At 69.6% G+C, this 15,377-nt stretch carries 11 protein-coding genes; 9 read left to right on the top strand and 2 right to left on the bottom strand.

What is annotated here, in order from left to right:
• The first annotated feature begins 2 nt into the window (after positions 1–2).
• Complete coding sequence (locus ACG00Y_RS08690) at positions 3–1,655, top strand: FMN-binding glutamate synthase family protein (RefSeq protein ID WP_394477898.1); 1,653 nt, start codon at positions 3–5, stop codon at positions 1,653–1,655.
• 88 nt (positions 1,656–1,743) lie between these two features.
• Entirely contained in the window at positions 1,744–2,391 is a 648-nt protein-coding gene (locus ACG00Y_RS08685; protein ID WP_394477896.1) for a response regulator, read from the top strand.
• A gap of 143 nt (positions 2,392–2,534) precedes the next feature.
• Here ACG00Y_RS08685 and ACG00Y_RS08680 read toward each other — a convergent pair whose 3' ends face one another.
• The gene (locus tag ACG00Y_RS08680; RefSeq protein ID WP_394477894.1) at positions 2,535–3,158 is read right to left on the bottom strand and encodes a glutathione S-transferase family protein; all 624 of its coding nucleotides are present in this window, start codon (positions 3,156–3,158) and stop codon (positions 2,535–2,537) included.
• Between the two features lie 200 nt (positions 3,159–3,358).
• Here ACG00Y_RS08680 and ACG00Y_RS08675 point away from each other — a divergent pair, with 200 nt between their 5' ends.
• The 4 genes from ACG00Y_RS08675 to purB all read left to right on the top strand — a co-directional run bounded on the left by ACG00Y_RS08675 (position 3,359) and on the right by purB (position 8,329).
• Positions 3,359–4,555, top strand: coding sequence for a YjgN family protein (locus ACG00Y_RS08675; RefSeq protein WP_394477892.1), 1,197 nt, complete (start codon positions 3,359–3,361; stop codon positions 4,553–4,555).
• Positions 4,555–5,583, top strand: a complete 1,029-nt coding sequence (locus tag ACG00Y_RS08670; RefSeq protein WP_394477889.1) for a M48 family metallopeptidase — start codon at positions 4,555–4,557, stop codon at positions 5,581–5,583. Before ACG00Y_RS08675 ends, ACG00Y_RS08670 begins: the two co-directional genes overlap by 1 nt.
• Complete coding sequence (locus tag ACG00Y_RS08665) at positions 5,583–6,725, top strand: YjgN family protein (RefSeq protein WP_394477887.1); 1,143 nt, start codon at positions 5,583–5,585, stop codon at positions 6,723–6,725. Before ACG00Y_RS08670 ends, ACG00Y_RS08665 begins: the two co-directional genes overlap by 1 nt.
• A 227-nt stretch (positions 6,726–6,952) precedes the next feature.
• Positions 6,953–8,329 (top strand): adenylosuccinate lyase, encoded by a 1,377-nt coding sequence (gene purB, locus ACG00Y_RS08660; protein WP_394477885.1) that lies wholly within the window; start codon positions 6,953–6,955, stop codon positions 8,327–8,329.
• 75 nt (positions 8,330–8,404) lie between these two features.
• Here purB and ACG00Y_RS08655 read toward each other — a convergent pair whose 3' ends face one another.
• Positions 8,405–8,914 (bottom strand): GNAT family N-acetyltransferase, encoded by a 510-nt coding sequence (locus tag ACG00Y_RS08655; RefSeq protein ID WP_394477883.1) that lies wholly within the window; start codon positions 8,912–8,914, stop codon positions 8,405–8,407.
• A gap of 71 nt (positions 8,915–8,985) precedes the next feature.
• Between ACG00Y_RS08655 and ACG00Y_RS08650 the strand changes: the two genes are divergently transcribed.
• Genes ACG00Y_RS08650 through ACG00Y_RS08640 form a run of 3 tightly spaced genes read left to right on the top strand, consistent with a single transcriptional unit; the run spans position 8,986 to position 15,340 of the window.
• Complete coding sequence (locus ACG00Y_RS08650; RefSeq protein ID WP_394477880.1) at positions 8,986–11,235, top strand: putative bifunctional diguanylate cyclase/phosphodiesterase; 2,250 nt, start codon at positions 8,986–8,988, stop codon at positions 11,233–11,235.
• Positions 11,232–12,035: an orotidine-5'-phosphate decarboxylase gene (gene pyrF / locus ACG00Y_RS08645; RefSeq protein WP_394477878.1), complete on the top strand. Its 804-nt coding sequence runs from the start codon at positions 11,232–11,234 to the stop codon at positions 12,033–12,035. Before ACG00Y_RS08650 ends, pyrF begins: the two co-directional genes overlap by 4 nt.
• A 2-nt stretch (positions 12,036–12,037) precedes the next feature.
• Positions 12,038–15,340 carry a PAS domain-containing hybrid sensor histidine kinase/response regulator gene (locus tag ACG00Y_RS08640; RefSeq protein ID WP_394477876.1) on the top strand — a complete coding sequence of 1,101 codons (3,303 nt, stop codon included), beginning with the start codon at positions 12,038–12,040 and terminating at the stop codon, positions 15,338–15,340.
• Positions 15,341–15,377: the final 37 nt, after the last annotated feature.

Raw genomic sequence — 15,377 nt, 5'->3', positions numbered from 1 at the left:
ACATGCTTGCTTGGCCCCGCTGGACGAGACGCCTCAACGAGCACTTCCCTGTGCGTTATCTCACCTGGGTGCTGTGCGGCCTGCTGGCGTTGTTCTTCGCCATTCGCTGGATGGGTGACCTGGCCCATGGCCTGCTGGTGCTGGTGTTCCTGGCGCTCACGCTGCTGGGCCTGCGCGACATCCGCCAGACGCGCCACTCCATCCTGCGCAACTACCCCGTCATCGGCCATTTCCGCTTCCTGCTGGAGTTCATCCGCCCGGAGATCCGCCAGTACTTCGTCGAGGGCGACAACGACGCCGCGCCGTTCTCGCGCGCCCAGCGCTCCATCGTCTACCAGCGCGCCAAGGGCGACCCGGATCAGCGGCCGTTCGGCACGCAGCTGGACGTCGGCGCGCGCGGCTACGAGTGGATCAACCACTCGCTGGCGCCGACTCATCTCACCAGCCACGACTTCCGCATCACCATCGGCGCCGGCCGCGCCCAGCCCTATTCGTGCAGTGTCTTCAACATCTCGGCGATGAGCTTCGGCGCGCTGAGCGCCAACGCCATCCTGGCGCTGAACAAGGGCGCCAAGCAGGGCGGCTTTGCGCATGACACCGGCGAGGGCTCGATCAGCGCCCACCACCGCGTGCATGGCGGCGACCTGATCTGGGAGATCGGCTCCGGTTACTTCGGATGCCGCAATGACGACGGCTCGTTCAGCGCCGAGAAGTTCCAGGCCGCAGCGGCCGACCCGCAGGTCAAGATGATCGAGTTGAAGCTCAGCCAGGGCGCCAAGCCGGGCCATGGTGGCGTGCTGCCGGGCCCCAAGGTGACGGCCGAGATCGCCGCCGCGCGCGGCGTGCCCGAGGGCGTGGCCTGCATCTCGCCGGCCCGTCACAGCGCCTTCTCGACTCCCATCGAGATGATGCAATTCATCGAGCACCTGCGGAACCTGTCCGGCGGCAAACCCACCGGCTTCAAGCTCTGCATCGGCCACCCGTGGGAATGGTTCGCCGTCTGCAAGGCCATGCAGGAGACTGGCATCACGCCCGACTTCATCGTCGTCGACGGCGCCGAGGGCGGCACGGGCGCGGCGCCGCTGGAGTTCACCAACTACGTCGGCGCGCCGCTGCAGGAGGGGCTGCTGCTCATCCACAACACGCTGGTGGGCCTCAATCTGCGCGACAAGATCAAGCTCGGCTGCGCCGGCAAGGTCACCACCGCCTTCGACATCGTGCGGCTGATGGCGCTGGGCGCCGACTGGTGCAATTCGGGGCGCGGCTTCATGTTCGCGCTCGGCTGCATCCAGGCCCAGGCCTGCCACACCGGCCACTGCCCCACCGGCGTGACGACGCAGGACCCGCAGCGCCAGCGCGCCATCGTCGTGCCCGACAAGGCCCAGCGCGTCGCCAACTTCCACCAGGGCACGCTGAAGGCGCTGAAGGAGCTGGTCGAGGCCGCCGGCCTGTGCCACCCCCAGGAGATCACGGCCCAGCACATCGTGCACCGGCTGGACAAGCACGAGGTCAAGCTGCTGGCCAACCTGCTGCCCTTCATCGAACCCGGCGCCCTGCTGCGCGGCGAGCTGCCGCACAACACCTTCAAGGTCTACTGGCCGCTGGCCAGCGCGCGCAGCTTTGCGCGGCAGGGCAGCATCCAGCGGTCTGCGTAACCGCCTGGACGCGGGGGATGGTGACTACAAACTAGGGGGTTTCGGGGGCAAAACGCGCACAATGCGCGCCGTTGTACATCCTGTTGCCATGCCCACCGTCTATCTCCTCCGCCACAACGAGCCCTCCCTGCAGCGCACCCGCTCGCTGCTGCTGCAGGCCGACGGGGTGGAACTGGCAGGCAGCAGCGCCGTGCTGTCCGACGCGCTGGAAGAACTCGCCACGCTCGCGCCGGACATCGTCGCCTCCGACCTGCGCCTGGTCGACGCGCATGCGATGCGCGTCGCCCACGAACTCGGCCGGCTGCCGGTGCGCCCGCAGCTGCTGCTGCTGACGCCGACCGCCGACGACCTGCAGCTGTTCGCCGCCCTGAGCGCCGGTGCCAACGCCTATCACGTGGACGACGGCAGCGGCGCCGGCCTCGTCGAGGCGCTCATCCGCTTGCATGAGCGCCGCGCCATGCTCAGCCCGCAGCTCGCGCGCCAGGCGCTGGCCGCCTTCGGCATCGAGCGCAGCCCGTTGGTGATGGCCCGCCAGCCGGCGGCCTCGCTGGACACCACGCCCGCCGGCCGCCAGATCGACCAGGCCAGCCGCCACCTGCTGACGCTGCTGGCGCAAGGCCTGCTGCTGACGGAGATTGCCGCACTGTGGGCGCTGGACATCGCCGAACTGCAGCGCCGCATCTGGCGCCAGGTGCGCCTGCTGCATGTGCGATCCCGCGAACTGCTGATCGCTTGATTCGGGCCGAGAGCGCCGGGCCGCCCCAAGCCGGCCCGCGCTGGCGATGTGCTCGCGGCTCAACGCCGCGAGCATCGCTGTCCCCTCGGGGGACCGGCCAGACGCGCTCGCGTTCAGCGAAGCGAGGCTGGGCGAGGGGCCTGTCAGGCCGGCACGGAGTCGATGAAGCTCTGGCGCTGGGACAACTTGTCCATGTGGCGCGCCAGGTTCGGGTAGTCCTCGCGCCAGGTGATTTCCGGGAAGCGGAACTCCAGCCAGCCCAGGGCGCAGCCGACGGAAATGTCGGCCAGCGAGAAGTGGCTGCCCGAGCACCAGGGCTTGTCGCCCAGGCCCTGGCTCATCGCGGCCAGCGCCGCCGTCACCTTGGTCATCTGCCGGTTGATCCACGCCGGGCTGCGCTGCTCATCCGAGCGCTGGGCCCAGGTGCGCTCCATGCGCGCCAGGATGCCGGCGTCCATGATGCCGTCGGCCAGCGCCTCCCAGGTGCGCACCTCGCAGCGCTCTCGACCGCGCTCGGGGATGAGCTTGCCCACGGGCGACAGCGTGTCCACGTACTCGACGATGACGCGCGAGTCGAACACCGCGCCGGTGATGGAGTCCTGGCCTTCCATGACCAGGCAGGGCACCTTGCCCAGCGGGTTCATCTTCAGGATGGCGTCGCTGCCCCAGACGTCTTCGAGCACCAGCTGGAAATCGAGCTTCTTCTCGGCCATCACGATGCGCACCTTGCGCACGTAGGGGCTGGTGAGCGATCCGATCAACTTCATCGCGGTCATAGGCAGGCAGGGGTCACAGGTCGAAACGATTCTAGCCAGCGGCCCCGGCCGGCCCGGCCGTGAAAAAAGCCTGTCGGCTGGGGCCGACAGGCCCCCCAGGGAAGCAGGGGTTGCCAGCCACGCGGCCGGCCGCCAAAGTGTTGCCCGGCCCACCACGGCAGATGGTGGCTTTCGCAAATCAGGGAGTTCCCATGTCAGACATCCATGCCGCCCCCGAGGCGGCCGCCTTGCCTTCGCCCATGTCGGGGGGGCGTGTCCTTGAAATCCGCTTCACGGGTTCGGGCAGCGAGTACTTCCGCATCTGGGCGGTCAACCTGCTGCTCATCCTCGTCACGCTGGGGCTGTACCTGCCCTTCGCCAAGGCGCGGCGCATCCGCTACTTCTATGCCAACACGCTGGTTGACGGCCAGGCGCTGAGCTTCCACGGTGACGCGTGGAAGATGTTCCGCGGCTTCCTGCTGCTGGTGGTGCTGATGGGCGCTTACACCTTCGCCGGCAAGGTGTCGGCCACGGCCGCGCTCGTCGCCTTCCTGATCCTGTGCGGCGTCTGGCCGGCGCTGTGGCGGGCGTCGCTGCAGTTCCGCCTCGGCAACACCAGCTGGCGCGGCCTGCGCATGCGCTTCGACGGCAAGCTGAAGGACGCCTACCTGGCCTGCGCCCCGCTGTACCTGCCGCTGATGGCCTTCATGGTGTGGGCGCGCCTGATGGAGCCGGCCACCGACACCGATCGCGCCGCCATGGAGGCCTATGGCCTCACCAGCCTGCTGGTGATGGGCGTCGTGATGCTGCTGTCGCCGCTGTCCTTCGCGATGTTCAAGCGCTACCAGCACAACGGCTATCGCATCGCCGCCCAGCAGGCTCACATCGAGCTGAGCAATGGCCGCGTCTACCTGCTGGGCCTGAAGCTGCTGGGCGTGTCGATTGCCAGCACGCTGCTGGCGGGCCTGTTGGTCGGCGTGCTGGCCGTTGCCGTGTTTGCCGTGAGCGGCTTCAAGCCCAACACGGCGTCGCCTCTGTCTCAGGTGGGCTTCTTTGCCATCGGCCTGCTGGTCTACCTGCTGGTGTTCGCTGTCGTGCTGCCGTTTGGCGCCGCCCGCATGCAGAACCTGGCCTGGAACGGCACGCGCAGCCAGGCGCTGGCCTTCCGCAGCGATCTGCGCTTCAAGGCACTGTTCGGCCTGACCTTGACGAACTGGCTGCTGACGGCGCTGACGCTGAGCCTGTACCGCCCCTTCGCCGCCGTGGCCACGGCGCGCCTGCGCCTGGAGGCCGTGCAGATTGACAGCCAGGAAGACCCTGCCGACTGGGTGGCCGCGAGCCTGGCCGGCCATGCCGACGCCACCGGCGACATCGCCGGTGACTTCTTCGGCATCGACATGGGGCTTTGATGGCTGACTCCCCCCGCCTGGCCGCCGACTGGTTCGACGGCCGCAGCGCCCGCGCGCGGCCGGTGGAGGTCTGGCTCGCCGGCAGCACGCTGCACTTTGGCGACCAGACCGCACCGCTGCACAGCCTGACCTGGCCCGAACGCCAGCGCCATGGCCAGCGCCAGGTCTTGCTGCCCGGCGGCGGCCTGCTGAGCTTTGCCGACGCAGACGCCTTCGACGCCTGGGCGCAGGCCTCGGGCCGCAGCGACAGCGCCGTCGTGCGGTGGCAGCAGAGCTGGCGGTTGGCCCTGCTGTCGCTGGTGCTGCTGGTGGCCGGCCTGCTGGGGGCTTATCGCTGGGGCCTGCCCTGGGCGGTGGACCGCGCGGTCGACCTGCTGCCGCGCTCGGTCGAGCAGCGCCTGGGCGAGCATCTGCTGAGCGGGCTGGACGGCGAATGGCTCAAGCCCAGCCGGCTCGCGGCCGACCAGCAGCAGGCCTGGCGGCTGCGCTGGGCCACGGCGCTGAGGCAGGCGCGCGGCAACGGCGGCCCGGCCGTGCCGGAGCGCTTCGAGATCCACTTCCGCGACGGCGGCAAGGCGCTCGGGCCCAACGCCTTCGCGCTGCCGGGCGGCGACATCGTCATCACCGACGAACTGCTCAAGCTGCTGGCCGACGAGCCCGACGCCGTGCTGACCGTGCTGGCCCATGAGCTGGGCCATGTGCAGCACCGCCACGGCCTGCGGCTGATGCTGCGCGCGGGCGCCATCGGCGTGGTCGCGTCCGTCATCGTGGGCGACTTCTCCGCGCTGCTGGCGGCCGCGCCGGCCCTGCTGGCCAGCAACGCCTACTCGCGCGACAACGAGCGCGAAGCCGACCTCTATGCCCGCACGCTGGCACGGGCCGGCGGGGTGGATGCGTCGCGCATGGCGGTCTTCTTCGAGCGTGTGGCCAAGAAGCGCGAGGCGGCCGTGGAAAGCCACCCGGTGGCCATCGCGATCTCGTCGCATCCGGCGGACGAGGAGCGGGTGCGGTTCTTCAGCGAGCCCTGATGACCGAGCCCCCGCCGCCCGTTGAGCCGACGCCGCGCACGCTGGAGATCCGCTTCACCGGCTCCGGCAGCGAGTACTTCCGCATCTGGGCGGTGAACCTGCTGCTCATCCTGCTGACCTGCGGCCTGTACCTGCCGTTCGCCAAGATGCGGCGCATCCGCTATGTCTACGCCAACACGCTGATCGACGGCGAGCCGCTGGCCTTTCACGGCGACGCCTGGAAGATGTTCCGCGGCTTCGCGCTGCTGGCGGTGCTGCTGGTGACGTGCACGGTAGCCCGCGAGTTTTCGCCGGCAGTGGCGCTGCCGGCCTTCGTGATGCTGTGCGTGGTGTGGCCGGCGCTGTGGCGGGCGGCCATGCAGTTCCGCGTGGGCAACACCAGCTGGCGCGGGCTGCGCATGGGCTTCGAAGGCTCGCTCGCCGGCGCCTACCTGGCTCATCTGCCGGTCTACATCCCGATGGGTTTGCTGATGGTGCTGGTGCCCGACGGTCAGGGCCCCGGCAGCGACCCGGGTGCCAACGGCAGGTTCTGGTTCTACGTAAGTGTGACCGTGTTCTGCGCGATGACGCCCTGGTCCATCGCGCTGCTCAAGCGCTACCAGCACCGGGGCTACCGCATCGCGGGCGAGCGCGGCGAGATCGTGCTGCCCATGTATCCGGTCTACGTCATCGCCCTAAAGACGCTGGCGCTGGGTCTGGTGATGCTCCTGACCGTCATTGTGGTTGTGCTGCCGATCGCCGACTTGCTGGTCAGGGACGCAGGCTTCAAGGGATTGGGTCGCTATCGCGGCCTGATTGGCGTGGGCGTTTCCTGCCTGCTCTGCGTCGGCGGTTTGCCGGCCTACTACGCCTCGCGCCTCCAGGACCTCGTCTGGGGCAATACGCGGAGCGCAACACTGCGCTTTCGCAGCACGGTGATCGGATTGCCCGTGCTGTCGCTGACGAACTGGGTACGCACCATCCTCACGCTGGGCTTGTATCGCCCCTTCGCCGTGATGGCCACGATGCGGCTGCGCCTGCAGTCCGTGCGCATCTACACCACCACCGAACCGTCCACCTGGACGGCCACGCGCGCGGGCCTGCACACCGACGCCGCCGGCGACGTAGCGGGTGACTTCTTCGGTGTGGACATGGGGCTGTGACATGCGGCGTTGCGAACTGGGTTCGATGTCCAGCGAGGTGAGGCTCGGCCCGTGAAGGTGAGCCTCCGCGACCAGCAGCTGCAGTTGGCCAGCGCGCAGTGGCCCAAGCGGTTGCGGTACAGCCGGCGGCGTGGACCCGGCGCGCATCACCGTCTTCTGCGATCGCATGGCCTTCTTCAAGGGCCAAAACTAGAATCGCGGGTTTTCCACGATCAGCCCGGCCCGCCATGACCACGTCCGACTACTCTGCCATCAGCGCCCTCTCACCGCTGGACGGCCGCTATGCCGCCAAGGTCGCGGCGCTGCGCCCGCTGCTGTCCGAGTTCGGGCTGATGCACCGCCGCGTGCAGGTCGAGGTGGAGTGGTTCATCGCGCTGAGCGACGCCGGCTTCAAGGAGTTCAAGCCGCTGTCGTCCGCCGCGCGCTCGCGCCTGCGCCGGCTGGTGAAGAAGTTCAGCGAGGCCGACGCGGAAGAGATCAAGGCCATCGAGCGCACGACCAACCACGACGTGAAGGCGGTCGAGTACTGGATCAAGCGCAGCTTCGAGGGCCATCCTGAGCTGCTGGCCGCCGGTGAGTTCGTGCACTTCGCCTGCACCAGCGAAGACATCAACAACACCAGCCATGCGCTGATGCTGAAGGCCGCGCGCGACGAGGTCATGCTGCCGGCGCTGGACGGCATCGTCGCCACGCTGCGCAAGATGGCCCACCAGTTCGCCGGCGTGCCCATGCTCTCCCGCACGCACGGCCAGACGGCCAGCCCGACCACGGTGGGCAAGGAGATCGCCAACGTCGTCGCCCGCCTGGTCACGGCGCGCGCGCGCATCGCGGCCGTGAAGCCGCTGGCCAAGATGAACGGCGCGGTCGGCAACTTCAACGCCCACCTGTCGGCCTGGCCCAAGCACGACTGGGAAGCCTTCAGCAAGACGGTCATCGAGAAGCAGCTCAAGCTGACGTTCAACCCGTACACCATCCAGATCGAGCCGCACGACTACATGGCCGAGTTGTTCGACGCGTTCACGCGCGCCAACACCATCCTGATCGACTGGTCGCGCGACGTGTGGGGCTATATCTCGCTGGGCTACTTCAAGCAGCGCACCAAGGCCGGCGAGATCGGCAGCTCGACGATGCCGCACAAGGTCAACCCCATCGACTTCGAGAACGCGGAAGGCAACTTCGGCCTGGCCAGCGCCGTGCTGACGCACCTGTCGCAGAAGCTGCCGGTGAGCCGCTGGCAACGCGACCTGACCGACTCCACCGTGCTGCGCAACATGGGCGTGGGCCTGGGCTACGCGCTCTTGGGCTACGACTCGCTGGCCAAGGGCCTGGGCAAGCTGGAGGTCAACGAAGCCGCGCTGGCCGACGACCTCGATTCGGCCTGGGAAGTGCTGGCCGAACCCATCCAGACGGTGATGCGCCGCTTCGGCCTGCCCAACCCGTATGAGCAGCTCAAGGAGCTGACCCGCGGCAAGGCCATCACGCAGGAGTCCATCCGCGCCTTCATCGAGGGGCTGGACCTGCCCAAGGCGGAGAAGGCGCGGCTGTTGAAGATGACGCCGGGCAGCTACACGGGCATCGCGGCGGAGCTGGCGAAGCGGGTTTGACGGTGTAGGGCGGGTCGCGACCCGCCGTTTGGTGGTGTGGTGCCGTGCGACGTCAACGGCGGGTCATGACCCGCCCTACAGCTCCAACCGGAACACCCTCGAGGGCTCGTTGTAGCCCTCGATCTGTTGCTGCGCCTGCTCCACGAAGCCCAGCTTGCCGAGCAAGGCCACGCTGCCGGTGTTGTCCACGGCCGTGATGGCCATCAGCGCCGGCCAGCCGAAGCGCTCGCGCGCATGGGCCACGCAGCCGCGCGCCGCCTCCAGCGCGTAGCCGTAGCCCTCGTGCTCGGCCAGCAGCGCGTAGCCGAGGTCGGGCTCCGGCAGCGCGGGCCGCCTGAACAGGCCGCACATGCCGACGAGCACACCATCGTCGCGCCGCTCGACGGCCCAGAAGCCGTGGCCCAGCTCGCGGTAGGCCGTGAACAGCCGGCCCTGGGCCCAGGCCAGTGCGTCGTCCTGCGTGCGCACGCCGGGGTCGTTGATGTTGCGCAGCCAGCCCGGCTCGTTGACCAGCCGCAGCAGGAAGGGTGCATCAAGCGGTGTGAATTCACGCAGGGACAGGCGTTCGGTGTTGAGGATATGCATGGGACCAGACAATAAACCGCCGCCGCCCCGGATACTCCGCGCCTCCCAGCTCGCCGCTTGATGACGCCTTCATGAGCCTTGCGCCAGACACCAGCGACAACCCCGCGCTCAACCAGGCCATGCGGGAACTGGATGTCATCCTGGCCAACGCCGGTGTCGGCGTCGTCTTCGTCAAGGCCAAGACGCTGGTGCGCTGCAACCAGCGCTATGCCGAGATCTACGGTTTCGCCAGCCCGGAGGCCGCCGTCGGCCGCAGCAGCGTGGAGCTGTACGAAAGCGAGCAGGACGCACGCAGCCTGGGCCGTCGCGCCTACCCGCTGCTGGCCGCTGGCGAGACCTTTCGCAGCGAGCAGCTGATGCGCCGCCAGAACGGAGAGCTGTTCTGGGCCCACCTGACGGGCCGCCTCATCAACCCCGACGATGCTGCCGACGGCTCGATCTGGATCGTCGACGACATCCAGGAACGCAAGCTCGCCGACGCCGCGCTGGCCGACCTGCATGCCGAGCAGCAGCTGATCTTCGACCACGCGATGGTCGGTATCGTCTTCCTGCGTGGCCGCGGGGTCACGCGCTGCAACCGCGCCTTCGAGCAGCTGTTCGGCTACGGGCCCGGCGAGCTGGACGGGCGGCTGTCGCGCACCTGGTACCTCAGCGACGACGACTGGCAGGCCGCTGGCGACCGCTGCTACGAGCCGCTGTCGCGTGGCGACTCCTTCCATGCCGAGATGCTGCTCTGCAAGAAGGACGGCACGCCGGTGTGGTGCGAGGTGCGCAGCAAGGCCATCGACCGCAGCGACCTGTTGCGCGGCTCCATCTGGATCACGCAGGACATCACCGCCCGCAAGCTGGCCGCCCAGGAGCTGGAGCAGGCCCGGGCCCAGCTGGAGGCGCTCGTGCAGCAGCGCACCGAGCAGCTCAGCCAGACCGTTGCCGAGCTGGAGCTGAAGGTGGCCGAGCAGCAGGCGGCCGAGGCGCGCGCCGAGCGGCTGGCGCTGTTCGACGGCCTGACCGGCCTGCCCAACCGCCACCTGCTGGCCGACCGCGCCAGCCAGGCCATCGACATCGCCCGCCGCGGCGACGAGCCGCTGGCCGTGCTGTTCCTGGACCTGGACCATTTCAAGAACGTCAACGACTCGCTGGGCCACCGCATTGGCGACGCGCTGCTGGCCCAGCTGGCCAGCCGGTTGCGCGGCGCCGTGCGTGAGCAGGACACCGTGGCCCGCATGGGCGGCGACGAGTTCGTGCTGGTGCTGCCGCTGACCGACATCGCCGGCGCCGCCCACCTCGCCACCAAGCTGATGGCGCTGGCCAGCGCGCCCTTCCAGGTCGAGCAGCAGGAGCTGACCGTGACGCCGTCCATGGGCATCGCCATGTTCCCGACCGACGGCGACGACTTCGACACGCTGTGCAAATGCGCCGACGCAGCCATGTACCGCGCCAAGCGCGACGGCCGCAACGCCTACCGGTTCTTCACGAGCGAGATGCAGGCCCAGTCCGCCCGCGCGCTGCTGCTGGAGAACGCGCTGCGCCGCGCCCAGGAGCGCGGCCAGCTCAGCCTGCACTACCAGCCGCAGTTCGCGCTGGAGGACGGCGACCAGAGCCGCGTCATCGGCGCCGAGGCGCTGCTGCGCTGGCAGCACCCCGAGCTGGGCTGGGTGTCGCCGGCCGAGTTCATCCCCATCGCCGAGACCACCGGCCTCATCCTGCCCATCGGCGAATGGGTGCTGCGCGAGGCGCTCTCGCAGCTGCGCCGCTGGGACGCCGCCGGCCTGCCGCAGCTGACGATGGCCGTCAACCTGTCGGCTGTGCAGTTCCGCCATGACGACCTGCCCGACCTCGTCGAGCGCGTGCTGGCCGATGTCGGCATCCCCGCGCAGCGCCTGGAGCTGGAGCTGACCGAGGGTGCGGCGATGGACAACCCGACCGTGGCGATCACCGTCATGAACGAGCTGCATGCGCGCGGCGTGCGCCTGTCCATCGACGACTTCGGCACCGGCTATTCGTCGCTCAGCTACCTGAAGAAGTTCCGCGTCAGCAAGCTCAAGATCGACCAGTCCTTCGTGCGCGAGCTGAGCGACGATGCGGAGGACCGCGCCATCGTCGACGCCGTCATCCGCATGGCCGGCGCCCTGGGCCTGCAGACGCTGGCCGAAGGCGTCGAGACCGAGGGCCAGCTTGCCTTCCTGCGCCGCCAGGGCTGCCAGGCCGTGCAAGGCTATCTGTTCAGCCGGCCGCTGCCGGCCGAGGCTTTTGCACAATTCATGCTGGCCCGAACGTCGACGGCCCCCGCCCCCCTTTCCGCCTACGCCGCCCTGCCATGAGTTTTGTTTCCCAACTGCAAGCCCTGACCCCTCAATCGCGCTTGTGCATCGGCCTCGACCCCGAACCGGCCAAGCTGCCCGGCGCCTGGGCCGGCGACGCCAGCAAGATCTACGACTTCTGCGCCGCGATCGTCGACGCCACGCATGACCTCGTCTGCGCCTTCAAGCCGCAGATCGCCTACTTCGCCGCCCACCGCGCCGAGGAGCAGCTCGAACGCCTCATCGCCCACATCCACGCGGTCGCGCCCGGCGTGCCCGTCATCCTGGATGCCAAGCGTGGCGACATCGGCTCCACCGCCGAGCAGTACGCCCGCGAGGCCTTTGTCCGCTACCAGGCCGACGCCGTGACGCTGTCGCCCTTCATGGGCTTCGACTCGGTCGAGCCCTACCTCGCCTACGAAGGCAAGGGCGCCATCCTGCTGTGCCGCACGTCCAACAAGGGCGGCGACGACTGGCAGATGCAGCGCCTGGCCGACGTGCCCGGCCAGCCGCGGCTGTTCGAGCACCTGGCGCATCTGGCCGAGACGCAGTGGAACCGCAACGGCCAGCTGGGCCTGGTCGTGGGCGCCACCTATCCGGCCGAGATCGCCCGCGTGCGCGAACTCGCGCCCACGCTGCCGCTGCTGGTGCCCGGTGTCGGCGCCCAGGGCGGCGATGCGGCGGCCGTCGTGCAGGCGGCGGGCCGCGTGGCGCCGCTGGTCGTCAACTCCTCTCGCGCCATCCTCTACGCCAGCAGCGGTGCCGACTTCGCCGCGCGCGCCCGCGCCGTGGCCGAAGCCACGCGCCTCGCGTTGAGCTGACGATGCCGCGCGGCGCCGACGACCTCAGCAGCCTCGTCGGCCACGCGGAGCCGCCCGAGCAGCAGCGCCAGCGGCTGCACAGCAGCATGCGCGCACAGGCGTCGCGCATCTTCCTGCTGACCTGCTGCCCGGTGTTCCTGCCGGTGGCCGTGCTGCTGTGGTTCACGCGGCAACCGCAGGAATGGCAGGGCGGCTGGCTGCCGCCCGCGCTGTCGCTGCTGATCGCGGTGCTGGCCATGCTGAGGCTGCTGACGCTGGCCCGGGCGACACGCCGCAAGGAGCAGCCCTTGGTTGCGCTGCTGATGCTGACGCTGGTGCTGGCGCTGCCGGTCGTCGTTGCCGTGTCGCGCGACCTGGGCCTGTGGTCGCTGAGCCTGCCGTTGATGGGCCTGGTCATCGCCTTTGCGACCGGCCTGCTCGGGCTGTTCACCGGGCTGGTGCTGACGGCGCTGGGCGCGGCGGCGCTGGCCGGCCTGGGTGTGGCCGAGGCGCTGGGCTGGGCCACCCATCCGACGGCGTCTGCCAGCCTGCTGCTGCGCAGCATCCTGCAGGGCGCCTTGCTGGCCTCCGGCCTGGTGGCCGGCATCGGCCTGTTGCGGATGGTCAGGCGCTCGCTGGCCGAGGCCGACGAGCGCACCGCGCGTTTTCGTGGCCTGCTGGGCATGGCGGTGGACTGGTACTGGGAGATGGACCGCGAGTTCCGCTTCACCCATGTCGCCGAGGAACGCGCCGGCAGTTCGGGCCTGGACCTGCAGGCGCGTCTGGGCAAGACGCCCTGGGACGTCGAAGGCATGGGCTTGAGCGACGACGAGCTGGACGCCCACCGTGCCGACCTCGAATCGCACCGCCCCTTCCATGGCATGGTGGCGCGCCGTACCGGCGTGGATGGCTGCCCGCGCTGGGTGTCCATCAGCGGCGAGCCGCGCTTCGACGCCAAGGGCAACTTCCGCGGCTACTGGGGCGTGGGCCGCGACGTGACGCACGAGGTCGCCGCCGAGCAGACGGTGCATGCCACCGAGACGCGCTACCGCGAGCTGTTCCGCCGCTCGCCCAGCCCGCTGGTGTTGCACCGCTGGGGCCGCGTGGTGGACGCCAACCCGGCGGCCATGGCCATGTTCGGCTATGCGCAGCGCAGCAGCATGATCGGCCAGGACTTGTTCAGCCATTACGAGCCCGGCGACGACGAGACCGCCCGCCAGCAGGCTGCGCGGCTGGAAGGCATGGCACCGGGCGCCATGCAGCCCATGGCCGAGTACCGGCTGCGCACGCTGTCGCGCCGGCGCCGCCTCGTGCAGGCCACCAGCGTGCGCGTCGAGACCGCGAGTGGCCCGGCCACGCTGACCTTCTTCACCGACCAGACCGAGCAGAGCCGCGCCCAGGACGCGCTGCGCCGCAGCGAAGGTCTGCTGAGCCACCTGGTGGCCACCAGCCCCGACGTCATCACGCTGACCGAGGCCGAGAGCGGCCGCTATGCGATGGTCAACAAGGCCTTCGAGCAGCTCAGCGGCTGGACCAGCTCCGAAGTGCTGGGCCGCACGGCAGACGACATCGGCATCTGGCACAACGCCGCCGACCGCACGGCCATCCGCGAGGCCATCCGCCGCGACGGTGTTGCCAGCAACGTGCCCATCGCCTTCCGCCGCAAGGACGGCAGCGCCATCTCCATGCTGGTGTCGGTCGCGCCCTTCGAGATGGACGGGCAGAACTACCTGGTGCTGTATGCCCGCGACGTGTCGGAGAGCGAGCGCACGCGGCTGGTCCATGGCGCCATCCTGGAGAACGCGTCCATCGGCATCGCGCTGACGCGGGACCAGCAGTTCGTGCTGGCCAACCCGCGCATCGAGTCGATGTTCGGCTGGGAGCGTGGCGCGCTGATCGGCCAGCATGGCAGCGTCGTCTGGCCCAGCGTGGAGGACTGGCAGGCTGTCGGCCGCGAGCTGGGCCCTCGCCTGGCCGCCGGCGAGCAGGCCGAGGCCGAGCACACGATGCGCCGCCGCGACGGCTCCACCTTCCTCGCGCGGCTGCTGGCCCAAGCCGTGGACGTGGCCCACCCCAGCCGTGGCGGCACCATCTGGATCATCGAGGACATCACCGAGCGCCGCCGCGTGGAAGACCAGCTGGCCCAGGCCAAGAACGACGCCCAGGCCGCCAACCGCGCCAAGAGTGCCTTCCTGGCCAACACCAGCCACGAGATCCGTACACCGCTAAACGGCCTGCTCGGGCTGGGTCGCCTGGCGCAGCAGCCGGACATCTCGGACGAGCAGCGGCGCGACTACCTGAACCAGATGATGGACAGCGCCGAGAGCCTGTCGGGGCTGATCTCCGACATCCTCGACCTCTCCAAGATTGAGGCCGGCCGGCTGACGCTGGAGACCCAGCCGTTCTCGCTGCGCGAGCTGCTGGCATCCATCCGTCTGGCCTACCTGACGCTGGCGCAGGCGCGCGGCCTGACGTTCGCGGTCGAGATCGACCCGGCGCTGCCGGCCTGGGTGTTCGGCGATCCGCTGCGCACCCGCCAGATCCTGTCCAACTACCTGACCAACGCGCTGAAGTTCACGTCCCAGGGCGGTATCACCGTGAGCGTGAAGGCGCTGAGCCGTAACAGCCAGGGCAGCGTCGGCGAGTGGGTGCACATCGAGGTCAGCGACACCGGCACGGGTATCGCGGCCGAGCAGCAGGCGCGGCTGTTCCAGCCCTTCACGCAGGCCGACGAGTCGACGACGCGGCGCTTTGGCGGCACCGGGCTGGGCCTGTCCATCTGCCGCGAGCTGGCGACGCTGATGGGCGGCGAGGTGGGTGTGCGCAGCCAGGTGGGCGAGGGCTCGTCCTTCTGGGCCGAGCTGCCCCTGCCCGGCGCGCCGGCGCCGCTGGCCCACCAGCCGCGCGAGCCGCGCGCCAGCGGTGCAGCGCAGGAGGCCTTGCACGGCCGGCGCGTGCTGATCGCCGAGGATCACCCGGTCAACATGCTGATCGCCGTGGCACAGCTGGAGCAGTGGGGCATGGAAGTGGCGCAGGCCAGCGACGGCCGCCAGGCCATCGAGGCCGTGCATGCGGCCGCCAGCGTCGGCAAGCCCTTCGACATCCTGCTGATGGACGTGCAGATGCCGGTCATGGGCGGGCACGACGCGACGCGCGAGCTGCGCAAGCACTTCAGCGCCGAGGAGCTGCCCATCGTCGCGCTGACGGCGGCGGCCCTGGTGTCGGAGCGCGACGACGCCTTTGCGGCCGGCATGAACGACTTCCTGACCAAGCCCATCGACACGCTCAAGCTGCACCAGACCTTGCTGCGCCTGACGCGGGGGTGATTGTTGAGCGTGCGGCTGGGCGCCGGGCGGGCATGAA

Source organism: Pelomonas parva, from assembly GCF_043555835.1.
GTDB lineage: Bacteria > Pseudomonadota > Gammaproteobacteria > Burkholderiales > Burkholderiaceae_C > Pelomonas > Pelomonas parva.
The sequence above is the reverse complement of the archived record's forward strand: the minus strand, read 5'-3'. Positions and strand labels throughout refer to the sequence as shown.

Bases quoted from the DNA above. Each gene is read 5' to 3' on its own strand.
- ACG00Y_RS08665 (WP_394477887.1), top strand. From the start codon at position 5,583: ATGACCGAGCCCCCGCCGCCCGTTGAGCCGACGCCGCGCACGCTGGAG.
- ACG00Y_RS08650 (WP_394477880.1), top strand. From the start codon at position 8,986: ATGAGCCTTGCGCCAGACACCAGCGACAACCCCGCGCTCAACCAGGCC.
- ACG00Y_RS08685 (WP_394477896.1), top strand. From the start codon at position 1,744: ATGCCCACCGTCTATCTCCTCCGCCACAACGAGCCCTCCCTGCAGCGC.
- ACG00Y_RS08680 (WP_394477894.1), bottom strand. From the start codon at position 3,158: ATGAAGTTGATCGGATCGCTCACCAGCCCCTACGTGCGCAAGGTGCGC.
- ACG00Y_RS08640 (WP_394477876.1), top strand. From the start codon at position 12,038: ATGCCGCGCGGCGCCGACGACCTCAGCAGCCTCGTCGGCCACGCGGAG.
- ACG00Y_RS08675 (WP_394477892.1), top strand. From the start codon at position 3,359: ATGTCAGACATCCATGCCGCCCCCGAGGCGGCCGCCTTGCCTTCGCCC.
- ACG00Y_RS08655 (WP_394477883.1), bottom strand. From the start codon at position 8,914: ATGCATATCCTCAACACCGAACGCCTGTCCCTGCGTGAATTCACACCG.
- purB (WP_394477885.1), top strand. From the start codon at position 6,953: ATGACCACGTCCGACTACTCTGCCATCAGCGCCCTCTCACCGCTGGAC.
- ACG00Y_RS08690 (WP_394477898.1), top strand. From the start codon at position 3: ATGCTTGCTTGGCCCCGCTGGACGAGACGCCTCAACGAGCACTTCCCT.
- pyrF (WP_394477878.1), top strand. From the start codon at position 11,232: ATGAGTTTTGTTTCCCAACTGCAAGCCCTGACCCCTCAATCGCGCTTG.
- ACG00Y_RS08670 (WP_394477889.1), top strand. From the start codon at position 4,555: ATGGCTGACTCCCCCCGCCTGGCCGCCGACTGGTTCGACGGCCGCAGC.